10 protein-coding genes are annotated in these 17,248 nt (G+C 69.0%); 6 read left to right on the top strand and 4 right to left on the bottom strand.

What is annotated here, in order from left to right:
- Positions 1 to 2,321 (bottom strand): aminotransferase class III-fold pyridoxal phosphate-dependent enzyme (locus tag RN729_RS13280; protein WP_310785483.1); only part of this gene is annotated, 2,321 nt, incomplete at its 3' end.
- A gap of 118 nt (positions 2,322 to 2,439) precedes the next feature.
- On the opposite strand from RN729_RS13280, the gene RN729_RS13275 reads away from it, so the two are divergent.
- Positions 2,440 to 4,377 (top strand): Ig-like domain-containing protein, encoded by a 1,938-nt coding sequence (locus RN729_RS13275; protein WP_310785481.1) that lies wholly within the window; start codon positions 2,440 to 2,442, stop codon positions 4,375 to 4,377.
- Positions 4,378 to 4,406: 29 nt separating this feature from the next.
- Complete coding sequence (locus RN729_RS13270; protein WP_310785479.1) at positions 4,407 to 5,378, top strand: SDR family oxidoreductase; 972 nt, start codon at positions 4,407 to 4,409, stop codon at positions 5,376 to 5,378.
- 12 nt (positions 5,379 to 5,390) lie between these two features.
- On the opposite strand, the gene RN729_RS13265 is transcribed toward RN729_RS13270, so the two are convergent.
- Entirely contained in the window at positions 5,391 to 6,083 is a 693-nt protein-coding gene (locus RN729_RS13265) for a redoxin domain-containing protein (RefSeq protein WP_310785477.1), read from the bottom strand.
- Between the two features lie 269 nt (positions 6,084 to 6,352).
- On the opposite strand from RN729_RS13265, the gene RN729_RS13260 reads away from it, so the two are divergent.
- Complete coding sequence (locus RN729_RS13260) at positions 6,353 to 8,821, top strand: prolyl oligopeptidase family serine peptidase (protein ID WP_310785475.1); 2,469 nt, start codon at positions 6,353 to 6,355, stop codon at positions 8,819 to 8,821.
- Positions 8,818 to 9,612: an enoyl-CoA hydratase-related protein gene (locus tag RN729_RS13255; protein WP_343218934.1), complete on the top strand. Its 795-nt coding sequence runs from the start codon at positions 8,818 to 8,820 to the stop codon at positions 9,610 to 9,612. The genes RN729_RS13260 and RN729_RS13255 overlap by 4 nt, the downstream gene beginning before the upstream one ends.
- A 33-nt stretch (positions 9,613 to 9,645) precedes the next feature.
- On the opposite strand, the gene RN729_RS13250 is transcribed toward RN729_RS13255, so the two are convergent.
- Positions 9,646 to 13,254, bottom strand: a complete 3,609-nt coding sequence (locus tag RN729_RS13250; protein WP_310785473.1) for an Ig-like domain-containing protein — start codon at positions 13,252 to 13,254, stop codon at positions 9,646 to 9,648.
- A 562-nt stretch (positions 13,255 to 13,816) separates the two neighbouring features.
- Between RN729_RS13250 and RN729_RS13245 the strand changes: the two genes are divergently transcribed.
- Complete coding sequence (locus RN729_RS13245) at positions 13,817 to 15,220, top strand: amidohydrolase family protein (RefSeq protein ID WP_310785472.1); 1,404 nt, start codon at positions 13,817 to 13,819, stop codon at positions 15,218 to 15,220.
- Positions 15,217 to 16,905 (top strand): D-aminoacylase, encoded by a 1,689-nt coding sequence (locus tag RN729_RS13240; protein ID WP_310785471.1) that lies wholly within the window; start codon positions 15,217 to 15,219, stop codon positions 16,903 to 16,905. The genes RN729_RS13245 and RN729_RS13240 overlap by 4 nt, the downstream gene beginning before the upstream one ends.
- 39 nt (positions 16,906 to 16,944) lie before the next feature.
- On the opposite strand, the gene RN729_RS13235 is transcribed toward RN729_RS13240, so the two are convergent.
- Positions 16,945 to 17,248: ferritin (locus RN729_RS13235; RefSeq protein WP_310785470.1), on the bottom strand; the 304-nt coding region annotated here is incomplete at its 5' end.

Genomic DNA, 17,248 nt, shown 5'->3' with positions numbered 1-17,248 from the left:
GGGCCGTTGAACTTGTAGGGACTCAGGTTGACGACCGAACTCGAGTTCCCGTGGTACGCCCCGTCGAGGACAACCGCGCCCACCCGGCCGGTGTGCGTGCGCGCCATGCGCAGGGCGAGTTCGTTGGCCTCCGTGCCGGAGCAGACGAGGAAGCACACATCGAGCGGAGACGGGAAGAGGGCGGTGAGCCGCTCCGTGTATTCGAGGATCGTCTCGTGCAGGTAGCGCGTGTTCGTGTTGAGCGCGGCCATCTGGCGGCGTGCCGCCTCGTTCACCCGCGGGTGCGAGTGGCCCACGTGCGCGACGTTGTTCACGCAATCGAGGAAGGGCTGGCCGTCGATGTCGTAGAGCCATGCGCCCCGGCCCCGGACGATGTGGAGCGGTCGCCGGTAGGAGAGGCTCAGCGAGGGACCGAGCCGCCGGTTCCGGTCCTCGATCAGGGCGGTTGGGCTGTGCGGTCGCGGGGCCGCGGCCTCGCCCGGGAGCCGGAGCAGGTGGTTCGGGTCGGGGCTCACCGCCGTCCATGTGCCGCGCCCGCTCGGTGCGGCGACGCCCGGGAAGGTTCCCTCGTAACCCAAAGGATCGAGGAGGATCTGGAAGTGAAGGTGCGGGGCCCAGTCGCCGTTGTCCGGCGGAGACCCGATCCAGCCGATCGTCCGACCCGCTTCCACCACCTCGCCGTGTGAAACCTGCGGTAGGGATTCGGGCGACAGGTGCCCGAACAACGTCCGAAATCGGACGGGTTCATCCGACGCCGCGGCCTCGCCGGCCGGGTCCTCCAGTTCGTGCTCCAGGATGATCGTGGGGCCGTAATCCAGGCGGTCGGCGTTGTCGTGCGCGGACACGACGCGGCCGCCAAGCGGCACGAGGACGGGCGTCCCCGGCTCCGCGAACAGGTCGACGCCCAGGTGAACGGTCCGCCACTCGTCCATCTCGTTTCCCGGCGCGCGGAAGGCCTCGCCCGTGTACCACCAGCGCACCTCGTCGTAACGGCCGATGCCGACGGCCGCGCCCGCGTCCCTGATCCGGTCGAACAGCCGCCGCGAGAACGCCGCGTGATCCGTGGGATCGAAGGTCCCGCCGTCGTCCCCCGACCCGACGCTGAGGTCGAGCGTGACGGTGGGCGCAGTGCGGGGGTCCGGATCGAGCACGGGCGCTGCGCCCGGGGCGGCGCGCTCGAGTGCCGCGATGACCCGCGCGGTCGAGGGACAGGGCGCGTGTCCGCAGGCCTCCCGCAGCCGGTAGCGTCCGAGGTTCGCGGGCGTCGCGTCCAGCCGTTCGAGCACCTCCCAGGCGGGGGCCTGGCTCACGAGCAGGTACTCGTTGCCTGGCTCCTGGGCGCCCCGCACGGACGAGATGGTCACGCTGAGCGCGAGCCGCAGTTGCGCCAGCTCGTAGAGGACATCCGCTTCCGCCTCCACAACCTCGTGCTCCGCAACGTACCCCCGCGCCACCTCGCAGAAGGCGGCCACCGGATCGCGCGTCCCGAACCCGGCGTAGGCACACGCCACGGCGAGGTTCGCCACCGTCCACGAGCGGATCGTGTCGCCGAAGTCCACGATGCCCACAAGGTGGGGCGCCCCGCCCTTCATGCGCCGCGGATCGACATGGATGTTGGCCGGGTTAGCGTCGTTGTAGATCAGACTTTCGCGCAACTCGCCTGCCCGCGGCCGCACGACCGCCGCGTACCGCTCGAGAATCCGCGCGAGGACTTCGCGCCGGTCCGGTTCACGGATCGCGTTCAGGTTCTCCCCGATGAGCGAGGCGGCGCGGCGCAGGTCCCAGATCATCGGCCGGTCCGCGCCCGCCAGGTGCGAGGACGAACGATCGAGGATCCCGGCGAGGCGGCCGATCTGCCGGCGCAGTTCAGGTCCGTGCGGCCGGAAACCGTCCAGCGGAATGCCCGGGACCGGTTCCAGGAAGCGGGCGAAGTGGGTGCGCCCGCCGATCGCGTGTTCGACGAGACGCCCGCCCGCCGTCGCGTCTGCGGAGGCTTCCGCGTCCTCCCCCCCCGCGGCGGAGCGCCAGTGCGGGAGCGCGAAGCAGGCCTGGGACTCCGAGAGCGCCGCCAGCATGGCCGCTTCCTCCTCGAGGACCGCGCGGTCTTCGAGCAGGTTCGAGACCTTCAGGTATCCTCGGACCCCCGACCCGCCGGAGGTGTCGCGGGAGGTCGCGTCCCGAATCTCGAACACCCGGTCGCGCTCGCTGGCGCACTCGCGGGCCGTCCCGCGCACGCCCCATGAGTCCCGGACGAGCCTGGCCGCTTCTCCCTCCGAGAGGGAAGGCCTCCCGGCTGCATATCCGGCGCCAAGCGTTTCCATGATGGCCGAAGCTCCCACCCGGCAAAGGTCCGGTCAACCGCGCCGGATATTGCCGCCCGCGTCGGTCGAAACGAGCTTTTGATCCCGGTCTGATCGCTCTGTCACATGGAGGAGAGTCATGTCGCTCCGCTTTGGGCTCCTCGCTTCAACCCTGCTCCTGGGTGTCGCGGGCTTGCCGGCCGTCCACGCGCAGGAGCGAGTGTACGCCGTGGCCTCTCCCGCCGAGTTGGAGTTGGAGGTCGGAGCGTCCTTCCAGCTTGCCGCCGAGATTCACGGCGCCGAGGGTGAGGATGCCGCCAGCGAGGTACGCTGGTTCGCGGCCGACGATGGCGTGACGGTGACAGCCGAGGGCCTGGTGACCGCGGTGCGGCCGGGCGAGTCGCGCGTGGCGGCGATGTTCCGCGGCCAGCCGAGTTGGGTGACGATCCGCGTGCCCCGGCTCGAGCCCGCCCGCATCGGGGCCCGCGTCGCCGGCCCCGTCTACACGGGCGCGACCGCGGCCCTCCATCTCGAGGCTTACACGGCACCCGGCGACGCGGTGAACGATGTCGCGTTCGCGTTCGCCTCCGCCGACCCGGGTGTCGCGACGGTGGACGCTGCCGGACGCCTGCTCGGCCACGGGCCGGGACGGACCGTCATCACCGTCTCCGCGGGAGACGCCTCGACCCGGGTCGACGTGACTGTCGAGCCGAACCCGGCGGAGGAATACGAGGTGGTGGCCTCCGGGGATGTGAACTCGCTTTCGACGGGAGATGTCGCGGCCCTCCGGCTGGTGGGCCGCGACCCCGGGGGCGGCGAGATCCCCCTGGCGCCGCTCTGGAGCGTGACCCCCAGCGGGGCGAGCGTCGAACCCGTCGATGGACGCGGACTCTTCGTGGCCGAGGCGCCGGGTACGTACCACGTGACCGCGGTCGCGGGCCCGGCCATCGCCCGGACGGTTTCCGTGCGCGTGGGGCCCCGCCGCCACACCGCACGGCTCGAACTCGTGGGGAGCGGGATCACGTCCACGCACCGGGCGGGCGACACCTGGGTGTTCGAGGGCGTGGACGGACGCGACTACGCCTATCTCGGCACCTTCTACCACGACTGGATGAAGGTGTGGGATGTGACGGACGCCACGCGGCCCGTCCTCACCGACTCGATCCAGCTCGATGCCCGCCGCATCAACGATGTGAAGATCCACCCCGACAACCGCCTCGGGATCGTCACCCGCGAGGGGGCTTCGAGCCGCCGCAACGGGATCGTCCTCCTCGACCTCTCGAATCCCGCCCACCCGGAAATCCTCTCCGAGTACACGGACACGGTGACGGGGGGTGTGCACAACGTCTGGATCCTGGGGGACGAGGATCTCGTCTACGCCTGCCACAACGGAACGAGCGAGATCGTCATCATCGACATTTCCGATCCGGCGAACCCGCGCGAGATCAACCGCTGGGCGCACGACGAACCGGTTCGCAGCCTCCATGACGTGATCGTCCAGGACGGCTACGCCTATGCGTCGTTCTGGAACGAGGGCATCTACATCCTCGACGCGGGGGCGGGCACGCACGGGGGCACCGCCCGCGATCCGAAGCTCGTCTCGCGGTGGGTGTCGGGGCAGGGGAACACGCACGTCGCCTGGCGTCACGGAAAATACCTGTTCGTGGCCGCCGAGATCTACCCGTCCGACTGGGATCCGAACGCGCTCGGCCCCATCGAGGCGCGGGGCTACGTGGAGGTCCTGGACATGACCGACATGGATGAGCCGGTGAAGGTCGCCCACTACACCGTGCCGGAAGCCGGGGCGCACAACCTGTGGAGCGACGACCGCGACCGGCTCTACGTCGGCTACTACCAGGCGGGCCTGCGGGTGCTGGACATCTCCGGCGAACTGCGCGGCGACCTCTACCGCCAGGGCCGCGAGATCGGAGCGATCAAGACGTCATCGCCGGACGCCGCGGTGCCGAACTGGTCGATGACGTGGGGCGCCCAACTGTTCAAGGGCCGGATCTTCACCTCCGACCTCCACTCCGGCCTGTGGATCGCCCGCCTTGTCGAAGAGGAACTCGTCCCATGACAATTCCCATGACAGTGAAGGATCGCACCATGAATCGCACCACACTCGGGAAGGCCGCGCTCAGGACGACCGCCGCGCTGGCTGCCGCCGTTTTCACGACCGTCTGGCCGACGTTCACCGCCGACGCACTCGCTCAGGCGGCGCCCGCTCCCGCTTCCGGGCAGCAGGTCGTGCTGGTCACCGGAGCCACCTCCGGCCTCGGCCGCGAACTCGCCCTGCGGCTGGGCGCGCGGGGCGATCACGTCATCGTCCACGGCCGCAACGTTGAACGGGGCGCGGAGGTGGTGGATGCGATCAACGCGGTCGGACCCGGGAACGCCCGCTTCTATCGCGCCGACTTCGCGTCTCTCGCGGAGGTTCGCACCTTCGCCGAGACGCTGCTCGCCGACTACGACCGGCTGGACATCCTGATCAACAACGCGGGTTTCGGTTCTGCGCCGGACGAGCGGTGGGTCACCGAGGACGGGCACGAGTACCGCTTCCAGGTGAACTACCTCTCCACCTTCCTGCTCACGCACATGCTGATGCCGCGCCTGCTCGACAGCACGCCGTCGCGCATCGTGAACGTGTCGTCCGGCGCGCAGACGCCGATCGACTTCGACGACGTGATGATCGAGAACAACTTCAGCGGCCGCCGCGCGTACGCGCAGAGCAAGCTCGCCCAGATCATGTTCACGCACGACCTGGCCGACGACCTGGCGGGGACCGGGATCGTGGTCGGCTCACTCCACCCGGCGACCTACATGCCGACGGAGATGGTGCGGCGGCTGGGGGCGACGCCGCGCGCCACCATCGCCGAGGGGGCCGATGCCGTGATGCAGGTCGTCGACTCCGACGACTTCGAGAGCGGGCAGTACTTCAGCGGCCTCAATCCGACCCGCGCGAACGATCAGGCCTACGACCCGCAGGCGCGTGCCCGGCTCAAGCGGTTGAGCCAGGCACTGACCGGCATTCGCTGCCGGGGCGGTCGCTGTCGTTTGGTGGACGACGCCTCCGGGTAGCTGGACGGCCAGCTAGGGCTGCGGCGCCAGGGCTTCGAGCGCGGCCAGGATGTCGGCGTGCTCCGGGCGGACGCGGTAGTCCACCTCGGTGAAGCTCCAGCGCACCGTGCCGTCCATGTCGATGACGTAGGTCGTGGGGTGCGGGAGCTGGCGCCCGCGCCCGGAGTCCTCGTTCAGGAGGCCGTAGCGATACGTGATCGCGGAGCCGTCATCGGACAGGAGCGGGAAGTCGAGCGCGTAATCGTAGTCCTCGAGGACCCGGTCGACCATGAGACCGATGTCCTCGGGGCTGTCCGGCGCGATCGCCAGGAGCTGGGTCCGTTCGCGCTGTTCGGGCGTCATGAAGTCTCGCAGCTCTCCGAGCTGCTTTGCGCAGTACGGTCACCAGTGGCCGCGGTAGAAGAAGAGGATGACGTCCTTCTCTCCGCGGTAATCCGAAAGCGTGATCGGCTCGCCCGTGCTCGAGAGGGCCGTGAAGTCGGGCGCCGGGCTGCCCGCGAGCACGCGCTCGAGGTCCACCGGGGGCAGGTCGCGCCCGTCCACGGGGCCAAGCGCCACCTGGGCAGCCTCTTGCGCCGCGGTCTCGTCGGCCCCCGCCGCCGCGGCGGCGTCGCCATCTCCGGTGTCTCCCTCGGGTGCGCAGCCGGCCAGCCCGACCGCCACCACCGCCCCCGCTGCCCAACACCGGAGGTAACGCGCGTCCATGATCCGCATCTTCCTGTCTCCCTATCCCTGTTGTGTGCGCCCGCGAACGCCGCTGCCGTTCGCGGGCCCGGCAACGCTATCGCACCGGGGGCGCGCGCGACAGCAGCGGCGGCCATCGGCGGCGGCCATCGGCGGCGGCGCCGGCGTGGCTCGGGGGTCCGGCGCGTCTTGCGTACGCCACGGGCGGTTCGGACTATTTCCGGGACACGACACCAAGTGGTCCCGATCACCGGTTCAGGGGACCTCGGTCATCAGCTGGAGCCCATGAAATGCGACACGATTACAGCCCTCGAATCCTCCGATTCTCCCTCTCCTTCGCGTTCGTCCTCACCGCTTCCACGGCGGATGTTGCCGCGCAGGAGGGTGCGGACGGCTATCAGACGCCGGCCGCCGAACTCGCCGCACTCGTCGACGCCCCGGCGACCCCGGGGATCAGCCTGAGTCCCGACGAGTCGGTGATGCTGCTCACGATGCGGCCCAGCCTGCCGTCGATCGCCGAGGTCGCCGCGCCGGAACTGCGGATCGCCGGACTGCGCATCAACCCCCGCACGAACGGCCCCAGCCGCGCGCGCCCCTCAAACGGTCTCGCACTTCGCACCTTCGACGGGGAAGAGCGCGCCGTGACCGGCCTGCCGGAGAATCCGCGCATCCGCAACACGCGCTGGTCGCCGAACGGGAGCACGGTGGCGTTCACGCACGATACCGACTCGGCCGTGCAACTCTGGATCGTGGACGTCGCGTCCGCGGCGGCGCGGCGCCTGTCGGACCTCGATCTCGTGAACGTGGGCTTCGGGGCTCCGTTCAGTTGGTCGCCGGAAGGAGAATTCCTCTACGCCATGGCGGTGCCGCCCGGCCGAGGCCCGGCGCCCGCCGAGCCGATGGTGCCGACGGCGCCCATGATCGAGGAGACGTCGGGAGAAGCGGCCCCCGCCCGCACGTATCAGGACCTGCTCCAGGACCAGCACGATGAGGCGCTCTACGAGTACTACTCGACGGCGCAGCTGGCCCGCGTCGGTCTCGACGGTTCCGTGGCCATGGTCGGCGATCCCTCGATCTTCTCGGGCTCCTCGCCATCGCCGGACGGCGAGCATCTGCTCGTACAGACGACCCACCGGCCGTACTCGTACCAGGTGCCGGCCTCCCGCTTTCCGCGCACGATCGAAGTGTGGGACACGCAGGGGAACGTGGTTCACCAGGTCGCCGAACTCCCGCTCCAGGATGGCGTCCCCACGTCGTTCGGGTCGGTTCCGACGGGCGTGCGGTCGATCTCGTGGCGCGCCGACGCGGACGCGACGCTGTATTGGACGGAGGCGCAGGACGGCGGCGACGCTCTCGCCGAAGCGGACATCCGCGACCGGGTGTTCATGCACGCGGCGCCCTTCTCCGGCGAGCCCGCCGCGATCGCGGCGCTCCCGCTCCGCTACGGCGGCGTGATGTGGGCGGAGGAAGGGTTCGCCTTCGTGAGCGAAAGCTGGTTCTCCACCCGCCGGCAGCGCACCTACCGGATCGATCCGGACGCCCCCGGCGAGATGGAGCTGATTTTCGATCTGCAGACGGAGGACCGCTACAACAACCCCGGCTTTCCGATGTTCACGACGAACGAGCGCGGCCGGGGCGTCCTCATGACCGCCGACGGGGGGGCTTCGATCTACCTGGCGGGGCAGGGCGCTTCGCCCGAAGGCAACCGTCCCTTCCTCCGAAAGCGGAACCTCGATACGGGAGAAGAAGAGGAGTTGTTCCGCTCGGCGGCGCCGTACTACGAGGGCGTGGTCACGCTCCTCGAGGATGGGCGGCTGATGACGCGGCGGGAGTCGGTGGACGAGCCCCCGAACTATTTCGTGCGCGACCTCGAGCGGGGGACGACCAGCGCGGTGACCGAGTTCCCGCACCCGTATCCGCAGTTCGCCGGTATCCGCAAGGAGGCGATCCAGTACGAGCGCGGGGACGGAATCCCGCTCTCCGCCACGCTCTACCTGCCCGCGGACTACGACCAGGAGCGCGACGGTCCGCTGCCGACCTTCGTGTGGGCGTATCCGACCGAGTTCAAGAGCGCGGCGGCGGCCGGCCAGCGGCGCGACTCGCCGTACCAGTTCACGCGGATCCCCTATGGCGGCGCCGTACCGTACGTGACCCGTGGCTACGCCGTGCTCGACAACGCGTCGATGCCGGTCATCGGCGAGGGCGACGCCGAGCCCAACGACAGCTTCCGCGAGCAGCTGGTGGCGAACGCCCAGGCGGCGGTCGACGAAGGCGTGCGGCGCGGGGTCGTGGATCCGGACCGGGTCGGGGTCGGCGGACACTCCTACGGCGCGTTCATGACCGGCAACCTGCTCGCCCACTCCGACATCTTCCGGGCCGGCGTGGCTCGCAGCGGCGCCTACAACCGGACGCTGACGCCGTTCGGCTTCCAGCGGGAGCAGCGGCTCTTCTGGGAGGACCCGGACCTCTACCTGTACATGTCGCCCTTCATGCACGCGGACAAGGTGGACGAGCCCATCCTCATCATCCACGGCGAGGACGACAACAACTCGGGCACCTTCCCCATCCAGTCGCGGCGCTTCTACGCCGCGCTCAAGGGGCTGGGTGCGACGGCGCGGCTCGTGTTCCTGCCGGCCGAAAGCCACGGCTACGCGGCGCGGGAGTCGGTCCTGCACGTCCTGTGGGAGACTGACCGCTGGCTCGAGATGCACGTGAAGCCGGCGAAGCCCGTCACCACGACCGACGACGCGGGAAGCTGAGCGCCGGCGCCGAAGTCCCGCTTCTGGTCGAGGCGGAGGGTCCCGTCCGGATCCTCCGCCTCAACCGTCCTCACCGTCTCAACGCCGTAAGCCTCCCCATGTACGAGGCGCTGGAGACCGAACTCGCCCGCATCGGCGCCGACTTCGAGACGCGCGTCGTCATCGTGACCGGGACGGGACGGGGGTTCTGCTCAGGGGCGGATCTCAAGGCGCACCGGGATCACGAGGCGTCGCGCGCGGAGCGCCACGCCTACATCGAGACGAGCCAGCGTGTGTTCCGGGCACTCCAGACGCTGCCGCAGCCCGTGGTCGCGGCCGTGAACGGACACGCGATCGGGGCGGGCTGCGAACTCGCCCTCTCGTGCGACTTCGTCCTCGTGGCGGAGGAGGCGAAGCTGCGCATGCCGGAGGTCGCGCTGGGGACCTTCATCGGCGGCGGGACGGCCTACACGCTGCGTCGGCGCGTGGGACACGCGCGCGCGGCCGAGCTGATCCTGCTGGGGCGCTACTTCACCCCGCAGGAGGCGGGAGCGTGGGGCTTGGCCAACGAAGTGCTTCCGGCGGGGGAGGTCCTCCCCGCCGCGCTCGAACTCGCCGGACGACTGGCCCGCAACGCCCCGATCTCCATGCGCCTCGCCAAGCGCCTCCTGGACCGGGCGGAGTCCGTCGACGCCGAGGAGGCCCTCCGACTCGAGGCGGAAGCGCTCTTCACGTGCATGGCCTCGGAGGACTGGCGCGAGGGCCTGCGGGCATTCGCCGAGAAGCGCGACCCGGTCTATCGCGGCGCCTGACAAGCGAGGCGCCTGCCGGGGCTTCAAGTCCATTCACCGCCTCCAGGCCGCGGCATCGGGGATTCCGCGGCTGAACAGCACCTCAAGGTCTTGCCCGGCCCCGGCGGCGGCCCGGGCTGCGGCCATGGCGGCCTGAGGGGATCGAGGCAGGTCCCGCAGGATGCCGCGCACCTGACCGGTGCGGGGGTCGCGCAGGATAGCCATCGGCGCGTTGCTGTCGGCGTTCAGGGCGACGGAGCCGCCGGGGCCGGTGAGCGTCACGCTCGCGAGGGCGTTCTCCCAGGTGGATTCCACGGGGAGCGTGAACGCGAACGACGAACTGCCTCCCCCGTGCGCCACCTCTGGAATGTCGAAGTTCAGCGCGAACAATTCGACGCCATCCGCATCACTTCCCACCAGCCGGTAGTCCGCCCCGTATGGCGGCAGTCCGGGCGGGGCGTCAACGACAAAGGCCGGCTCCAGTGAAGGAACGCCGTCGGCATCGGCCCCCCCCCAGAGGAGCAGGGACCGCGCCGGAGGCGCGGGCGCCGCATCCTGCTGGAACCCCTCAACTTCCAGGCGATAGCGGAGCGCACGAGAGAAGTGGTAGCCGCCGATCCAGCGGGGGGGGCAATAGGACAGGAGGTCCTTGCGGCTGGGCGGAACCAGCTCCTCGGAACGAAAATCGAAGCCCCAGGAGCCGATGGACCCGTCACGATGGGGGTAGCGCCCGTCGACGAGACTTGGGCTGCCGCAGGGGGCATGGAGCAGGCTCATGTTGTGACCGAGTTCGTGCGCGACCGTGGAGGCACGGGGCTTTGCCACGGTCGTCCAGCCGCCTCCGGCATGGGCCACGCCCGCGGCTCCTCTGGCATTCGGCATGATGCCCATCCAGTGGCCCGTCCCCCCTTCCACGACTCGAAGCGCCGTCACGTCCCTGAGGAGTTGGTAGATGTCGTCCGTCGAGTTCAAGACGTTGGCATGCACCGTCACGTCCATATCCTCCACGGGCAGTAGCATGTGCGTGTCCGTAAATAGGGAGTGCCCGGCGGTCATGTTTTCGGTCAGGTCCAGGACCGAGGAGTCCGGATCCGATTGCCACAGGAGCGGGATCACGGTCAGATCGAGGAGCGGCATGTCGTTTGTATCGATGCTCGCGCGTCCCGTTGCGGGGATCCGCTTCTCGACCAGCAGGTTGGGGTCCAGCGTATTGTCGGGATCGATCTCGATGACCATCTCCAGACCCGGCACCAGCACGGAGCCGGGAATCTCCGCATCCGACGACAACGCCAGCGACGATTCGTCCACCTGGGTCGGGATTGTGGCCGACTTGGCCGGAATCGTGACGGTGTGGACCTCGTCCCCGCCCAGGTAGAACGTCGCGCGGACGGGCGGGATCCGGGCGTCCGTTTCCTTCGTCGCGGTCGCGAACACGCGCAGCAGCGCGGGCTCCCCCGCGACCAGAGGAACCGGGAACGATCGGGACTGAACGGCCTGGACAAGGTAAGCGGCCGGCAGCTCACAGAGCGGAACGCGCTGCCGCGGGACCCCGCGCAGCCACCTCACGAAATCGAGGTCGTTCGGCGCGCACAGGCTCGTTTCACCCGTCAGGACGGCGGCGACGTGTTCGAGCGCAGTGAGGGTGGTGGGCAGGGCACCGGCCATCTCGGTGTTGCCCGTCAGATCGAGGATGCGCAGGGAGTCCAGCCTGCCGATCTCGGGCGGCACTCGTCCCGAGAGCTCGTTGTGATCGAAGCTCAGGTTTCCCAGCAACGGCGCGTCGCCGATCTCGGGCGGAATGGGCCCCGAGAGGCTGTTCCCCCGCAAGATCAGGGTTTTCAGGGAGGGAGCCTTTCCGAACTCGGACGGAATCCTGCCCGTAAGGTCATTGAGCCTGAGGTCGAGCGATCGCAGCTTCGGCAACTCGGCGAGTGCGGGGGGTATCGCGCCCGTCAGATGCTCGTTGTACAGGATCGCCAGCTGTTCCAGCCTGGAGAGTTTGCCGAGTTCCGGGGGAATCGTGCCCGTCAGTTGGCTGTCCGACAGGATCAGGGTGTTGAGGTTGGAGAGGTTTCCGAGTTCGGGCGGGATCGTACCGGTGATCGGGTTTCGCTCGAAGTCGAGCCATTCCAGCGATGCGAGGTTTCCGAGTTCGGGCGGGATCGCGCCGGTCAGTGAGTTGAAGCCGAGGTCGAGCCATTCCAGCGACGAGAGGTTGCCCAATTCCGGCGGGATGGAACCGGTCACCCCGCTGCTTTCCAGGTCCAGGCGCCTGAGACGATCAAGATCGCCCAGTTCCGGCGGGATAGTACCGCTCAGCTTGTTGTGGCCGAGCCACAGGAACGCCAGGTCGGACAGCTTGCCCAGTTCGGGAGGTATCGATCCCGTCAACTGGTTGCTCTCGACATCCAGCTCCTTGAGCGTTGAGAGCCTGCCCAGTTCCGGCGGTGTCGATCCGGTCAGCCCGTTCCCGCAGAGGCTGAGCACCGTCAGGTTCGACAGGTTACCGAGTTCAGGCGGGATCGGACCCGTGAGTTCGTTCTGGCAAAGCATGAGAAACGTCAGGTTCGACAGGTCACCGAGTTCGGGAGGTATCGAACCCGTCAGCTTGTTGTCGAAGAGCTTGAGCTCCTTGACCCTCCCCTGTTCATTCGTCTGAACCCCGTACCAACTGCCGAGCGGTGCACCGGTCAGCCAGTTATTGCTCCTGCGCCAGTTCGGCCCGTCGGTAGCGCGATAGAGCGCCACCAGGGCCGCTCGGTCGGGGTTCACGACGGAGATCTCGGAAGTGCCTCGTGCACCAACCGAAGTGGCGGTGAGGGTCGCCGTGCCTTCAGTGACGCCTCGTACCACTCCGGATTCGTTGACCGTTGCCACCGCGGCGTTGCTCGAGGCCCAGGAGAACGCCGCGCCCGCGACCGGCTGGCCGTTGGCGTCGAACGCCTCGGCGACCAGCCGCAGCGTGTCGCCGGGAGCGATGGTGTCGGCCGCCGGAGAGACGAGGATCGAACCGACCAAGGGGATCACCAGGAGTTCCATGTGCCCGGTTGCGCGCGCCGACGTGGCGGCGATGACGGCCCGACCCGGACCGACGGCCGTAACGAGTCCGGCGGTATCCACGGTGGCCACCGCGCTGTCGCTCGAGGACCAGGAGAACGCCGCTGCCGGCACAACGTGTCCGTTTGCGTCGAGAGCTTCCGCCAGGATCCGCAACGTGTCGCCCGCCACCAGCGTGGCGGCCGCCGCGGAGACCACGACGGTGTCCGCCTCCTGGGCCACCGTCACCGCCGCGGTCCCCGCGGCCTCCCCGACTGCCGCCGTGATCGTGGCCGATCCGTTTCCCTCGGCCGTCGCCAGCCCGGACTCGTTCACCGTCGCCACCGCGGCCCCGCTACTCGACCAGGTCACCGCGGCGCCCGCCATCACCTGTCCGTTCTGGTCGCGCACCTCGGCGGTCAGCTGCACGGTATTGCCCAGCGCGGTCAGCCGGGTCTCGTCCGGGCTCACCAGCACGGTCGCCGGCGTCGGCGGGTCGGGCCTGGTCGGTGGGGGCGGGAGAGGTTCGGTCGAGCCATCGCCGCAGGCGTAGAACCAGAGGGTGGCCGACAGCGCCACAGCCGCAAAGGAAACGATCCGGGAACGAACGATCCGAGACTGATTCATGTTGTCATGCTCGTGCCGAAAGAGGTCGCGGGATGCTTCTCGTGGACGGACTACGGTCCTGGATGCAACAATTCTCGGCGGCTCGCTGAAGGCTGGCTATTACCCAAATGGGGTGGTTTTGGGTCGCGGCGGCACCTGACCCCGCTCGACGAGCGCCGGGAGGCGGTCGAGACCTGGCTGCCGAAGCCTATCCGGGACCGCCTCGATCTGAAGGTGGGCGACAGGATCGCTTTCTCGGTGGAGGATGACGGCGGGCTGGATTCCAACATCCTGGTACGTTTCATCACGCGAGATGACCGGGAACTTGCAGCCGTCGCCACGCGGCCGGTCGAGAGTCGTTGTACCGCCGAGACCCTCGGCCACGTGTGCGTACCTGTCCTCCGACGTACACGTTCGATCTCAGCGCGGCGCGGAGCAGCCTGTTCAAGCTCGCGACGTGAAAGTCCGCGACGTTCCCGCGGGAACGTCCGGAGGTCCGCCCACCCGCCATTGCCCGTCGATGGATTCGCGCCGCACGTTGATACAGCCCAATCGCTCCAGAGCAGCCAAGGCAGAGGAGGATATGATGGTTTCCGCCCGCCGCTCCGTCCGGATGACCGGGGTCCTCGCACTCACGATCTTCGCCACGCTCCTCGGGGTTCCGGCCGCCGCCGCCCAGGAAGGGATGATCGCGCTCGTCGGAGGCCAGCTGCTCGATGGATACGAGGTGCCCCCGATCCATCATGCGGCCGTCGTCATCGAGGGGAATCGCATCGTCGCTGTGGGGCCCGCGTCCGAGATCGAGATCCCGCCGGACGCGGAGGTCATCGACACGCGGGGCAAGACGATGATGCCCGGGATGGTCGACGCGCACGTCCACATCATGATTCTCGGACACGGCGACTACAGCCGGTGGTTCCCGTGGTTCGAGGGGAATGACGACCTCGTGTACGAGACGTCCGCCAAACAGTTGCTCGCCGCCGGTGTGACGGCGGGGGTCGACCTCGCGGCACCGATGTCCAGCCTCGCTTTCCGGGACCGGGTGAACCGCAACGAAGTCCCCGGTCCCAGGCTCCTCGCGAGCGGCCCCTGGGTCACCCGCTACGCCTGGGGCTTCCTGCCCGCCGAACTCCGCGTCCTGCACCGCACGCCCGAAGAAGCGGCGGAGCGGACGCGGATGCTGATCGACGCCGGAGTCGACGTCATCAAGACGTGGATCGGCACGACCGAGGAGGACATGCGGGCGATCAAGGCGGTGGCGGGTCCGGCGGGCGTCCCCATCCACTGCCACGTCTACGCGGAGGAGGTCGTGTGGGGGGCGATCAGAGGCGGCTGCGACGTGCTCCAGCACGCGGGCTCGGGCGGCAGCGTCCCCCCCTACTCGCAGGAACTCGTCGATCACATCGCGATGGAGGGGATCCCGGTCGTACAGACGATTTCGCACCGGATCTGGATCTACCCGGCCACGGTCGAATTCCCGGAGCGCCTCTGGGATCCCGATATCATCGACAGCTTCCCCGAGCCGATCCGGGAGCAGGTGCTGAATTCCTACACGAAAGACGACTTCTGGAGGAAGCCCTACTTCCGCACCACGCCGCGCCAGATCCGCAACAGCGAGCAGGCGGGGCGCCAGTTCATCGACGCGGATGCAGTCATGGCGATGGGCACGGATACCGGGTCGCCTCTGAACTTCCACGCGGAATCGGCGTGGCGTGAGGTGTCGGCCTTCGTCGACATGGGCATGACGGAGATCGAGGCGATTTCGGCGGCCACCAAGGTCTCGGCGGAGGTCCTCGGGCTCAGCGAGACGGGTACGATCGAGCCGGGCAAGCTCGCGGACATCATCGTCGTGGACGGCAACCCGTTGTTCGACATCAACGTGCTCGGCTACGTGACCGACGTGATCAAGGACGGGATCATCTACAAGCGCGACGGGGTGCCGGTCTGGGAGACGGGCCACGCGCAGACCAGCGCGAGCGGGCGGTGAGGGGCGGGGCCCCGGCGGCGCGCATCCCGGGGCGGCCGACCCTTCCGGGGACGGCCCCGGCATTCGCGGCCGCGCTGGTCCTCGCCGCTTGCGGCTTGGCGCCGGAGTCGGCGGACGACGCCCCTGCATCCCGCGCGGGCGACGCTCCGTACGACCTCGTGATCGTCGGCGGAACGGTCGTTGACGGGACGGGCGGCGACCGCTTCACCGCCGACGTGGGAATCCGTGACGGCCGCGTGGCCGAGGTCGCCCGCGAGGGCGAGCTCTCGGGACAGGGGGCCGAGGAGATCGATGCCGTCGGGCTCATCGTCTCCCCCGGGTTCATTGACCACCACAACCACGTCCAGAACCAGGTCCACCGGCGACCGCTGGTCGAGAACTTCATCCGCCAGGGGATCACGACGATCCTTCCCTCGCTGCACAGCGGCGACCAGCCGTACCCGCTGCGCGACTACATGGAGGATCTCGAGGTCGCGCCCAACATCGGCTTCTTCGCGGGCCACACCTGGACCCGCCGGCAGGTGCTCGGATTGGAGGACCGCGCGCCGACGCCGGAGGAACTCGACGAGATGCGGGACCTGGTGCGCGAGACGATGGAGGACGGCGCGCTCGGGCTCGCGAGCGGGCTCCTCTACGTCCCGGCGAACTACGCCGAGACGGACGAGGTCATCGAACTGGCGAAGGTCGCGGCCGAATACGGAGGCATCTACTACACGCACATGCGGGACGAGGCGCGCGGCCTCCTGCCGGCCGTGCGAGAGGCGATCCGCATCGGCGCCGAGGGCGGACTTCCCGTCCACATCAACCACTTCAAGGCGATGGGAGTCGACAGCTGGGGGAAGACCATCGAATCGCTCGCGCTCGTGGACTCCGCGCGCGCCGAAGGCATCGATGTCAAGGTCGACGTCTACCCGTACACGGCGGGCAGTACGGGCTCCGGCGTGCTCTTCCCGCAGTGGGTGCTGGCGGGCGGCATCGATTCGTTCCGGGTCCGCGTCACCGACCCCGAGACCCGGAGGCGCGTGCACCGGGAAATCGAGGAGTGGATGCGCCGCGACTGGACGGGTGGAGACCTCTCACGCATCCAGTTCCGCACCCTGCGCGCCTTCCCGGAATACAACGGGAGGCGGATGTCGGACCTCGCCGCGGACCGAGGGCTGCCTAACAACGACGCCACCGGCGTCCAACTCGCGATCGAACTCCAGTTGGCGGGCGGATTCAGCGCCATCTACCACTTCATGGACGAGGCGGACGTCATCCGCATCATGCGGCACCCGCAGGCGATGTTCGAGACGGACGGCGACCCGGTCGGCTACGGCCTCGGCTTCCCGCATCCGCGCAGCTACGGCACCTTCCCGCGCATACTCGGGCGCTACGTGCGCGAGATGGGCGTGCTCACGCTGGAGGAAGCGATTCGCAAGATGACCTCAATGTCGGCGGACCAGATCGGTCAGTCGGATCGCGGCCGGATCGCGCCCGGCATGTGGGCGGACATCACCGTCTTCGACGCCGACCGCATCATCGACCAGGCGGACTACGTGGACCCGCACCGCTACTCGGTCGGCATCCACCACGTGATCGTGAACGGCGTCCCCGTCATCCTCGACGGCTCCGTCACGGGCGCGAAGCCCGGCCACGTGCTGAAGGGCCCCGCCCGCCACCTCACCGAAACGCGCGGGGGGTAGGGCGTTGAAGGTAGGGCGCCGCCGGCAGGGAAACGGCGGCTAGTCGCCCGGGTCGGCCTCCGGGTCGCCCGTCCTCTGGCCCAGCTCGGTCTCGAGCATGAGCAGGGCCGACTTGTCGTCGCCCGCGAGCCGCAGCCGGTCGACGATGTCGGAGATCGTCTTCTCCTCCTCGACCTGCTCGTTGACGAACCACTGCAGCATGACCTGGGCGGGATAGTCGGCTTCGTCCATCGCGAGGCGATAGAGGTCGCCGATCATCCCGGTGACCTTCCGCTCGTGCCCCAACGCCGCCTCGAACACCTCCAGCGGCGCACCGAACTCCGAGGGCGGGGCATCGATCGCC

The sequence above is a fragment of the Candidatus Palauibacter polyketidifaciens genome (genome assembly GCF_947581785.1).
Lineage (GTDB): Bacteria > Gemmatimonadota > Gemmatimonadetes > Palauibacterales > Palauibacteraceae > Palauibacter > Palauibacter polyketidifaciens.
This window is presented reverse-complemented; position numbering and strand designations above follow the sequence as displayed.

Bases quoted from the DNA above. Each gene is read 5' to 3' on its own strand.
- RN729_RS13275 (WP_310785481.1), top strand. From the start codon at position 2,440: ATGTCGCTCCGCTTTGGGCTCCTCGCTTCAACCCTGCTCCTGGGTGTC.
- RN729_RS13270 (WP_310785479.1), top strand. From the start codon at position 4,407: ATGAATCGCACCACACTCGGGAAGGCCGCGCTCAGGACGACCGCCGCG.
- RN729_RS13260 (WP_310785475.1), top strand. From the start codon at position 6,353: ATGCGACACGATTACAGCCCTCGAATCCTCCGATTCTCCCTCTCCTTC.
- RN729_RS13250 (WP_310785473.1), bottom strand. From the start codon at position 13,254: ATGAATCAGTCTCGGATCGTTCGTTCCCGGATCGTTTCCTTTGCGGCT.
- RN729_RS13245 (WP_310785472.1), top strand. From the start codon at position 13,817: ATGATGGTTTCCGCCCGCCGCTCCGTCCGGATGACCGGGGTCCTCGCA.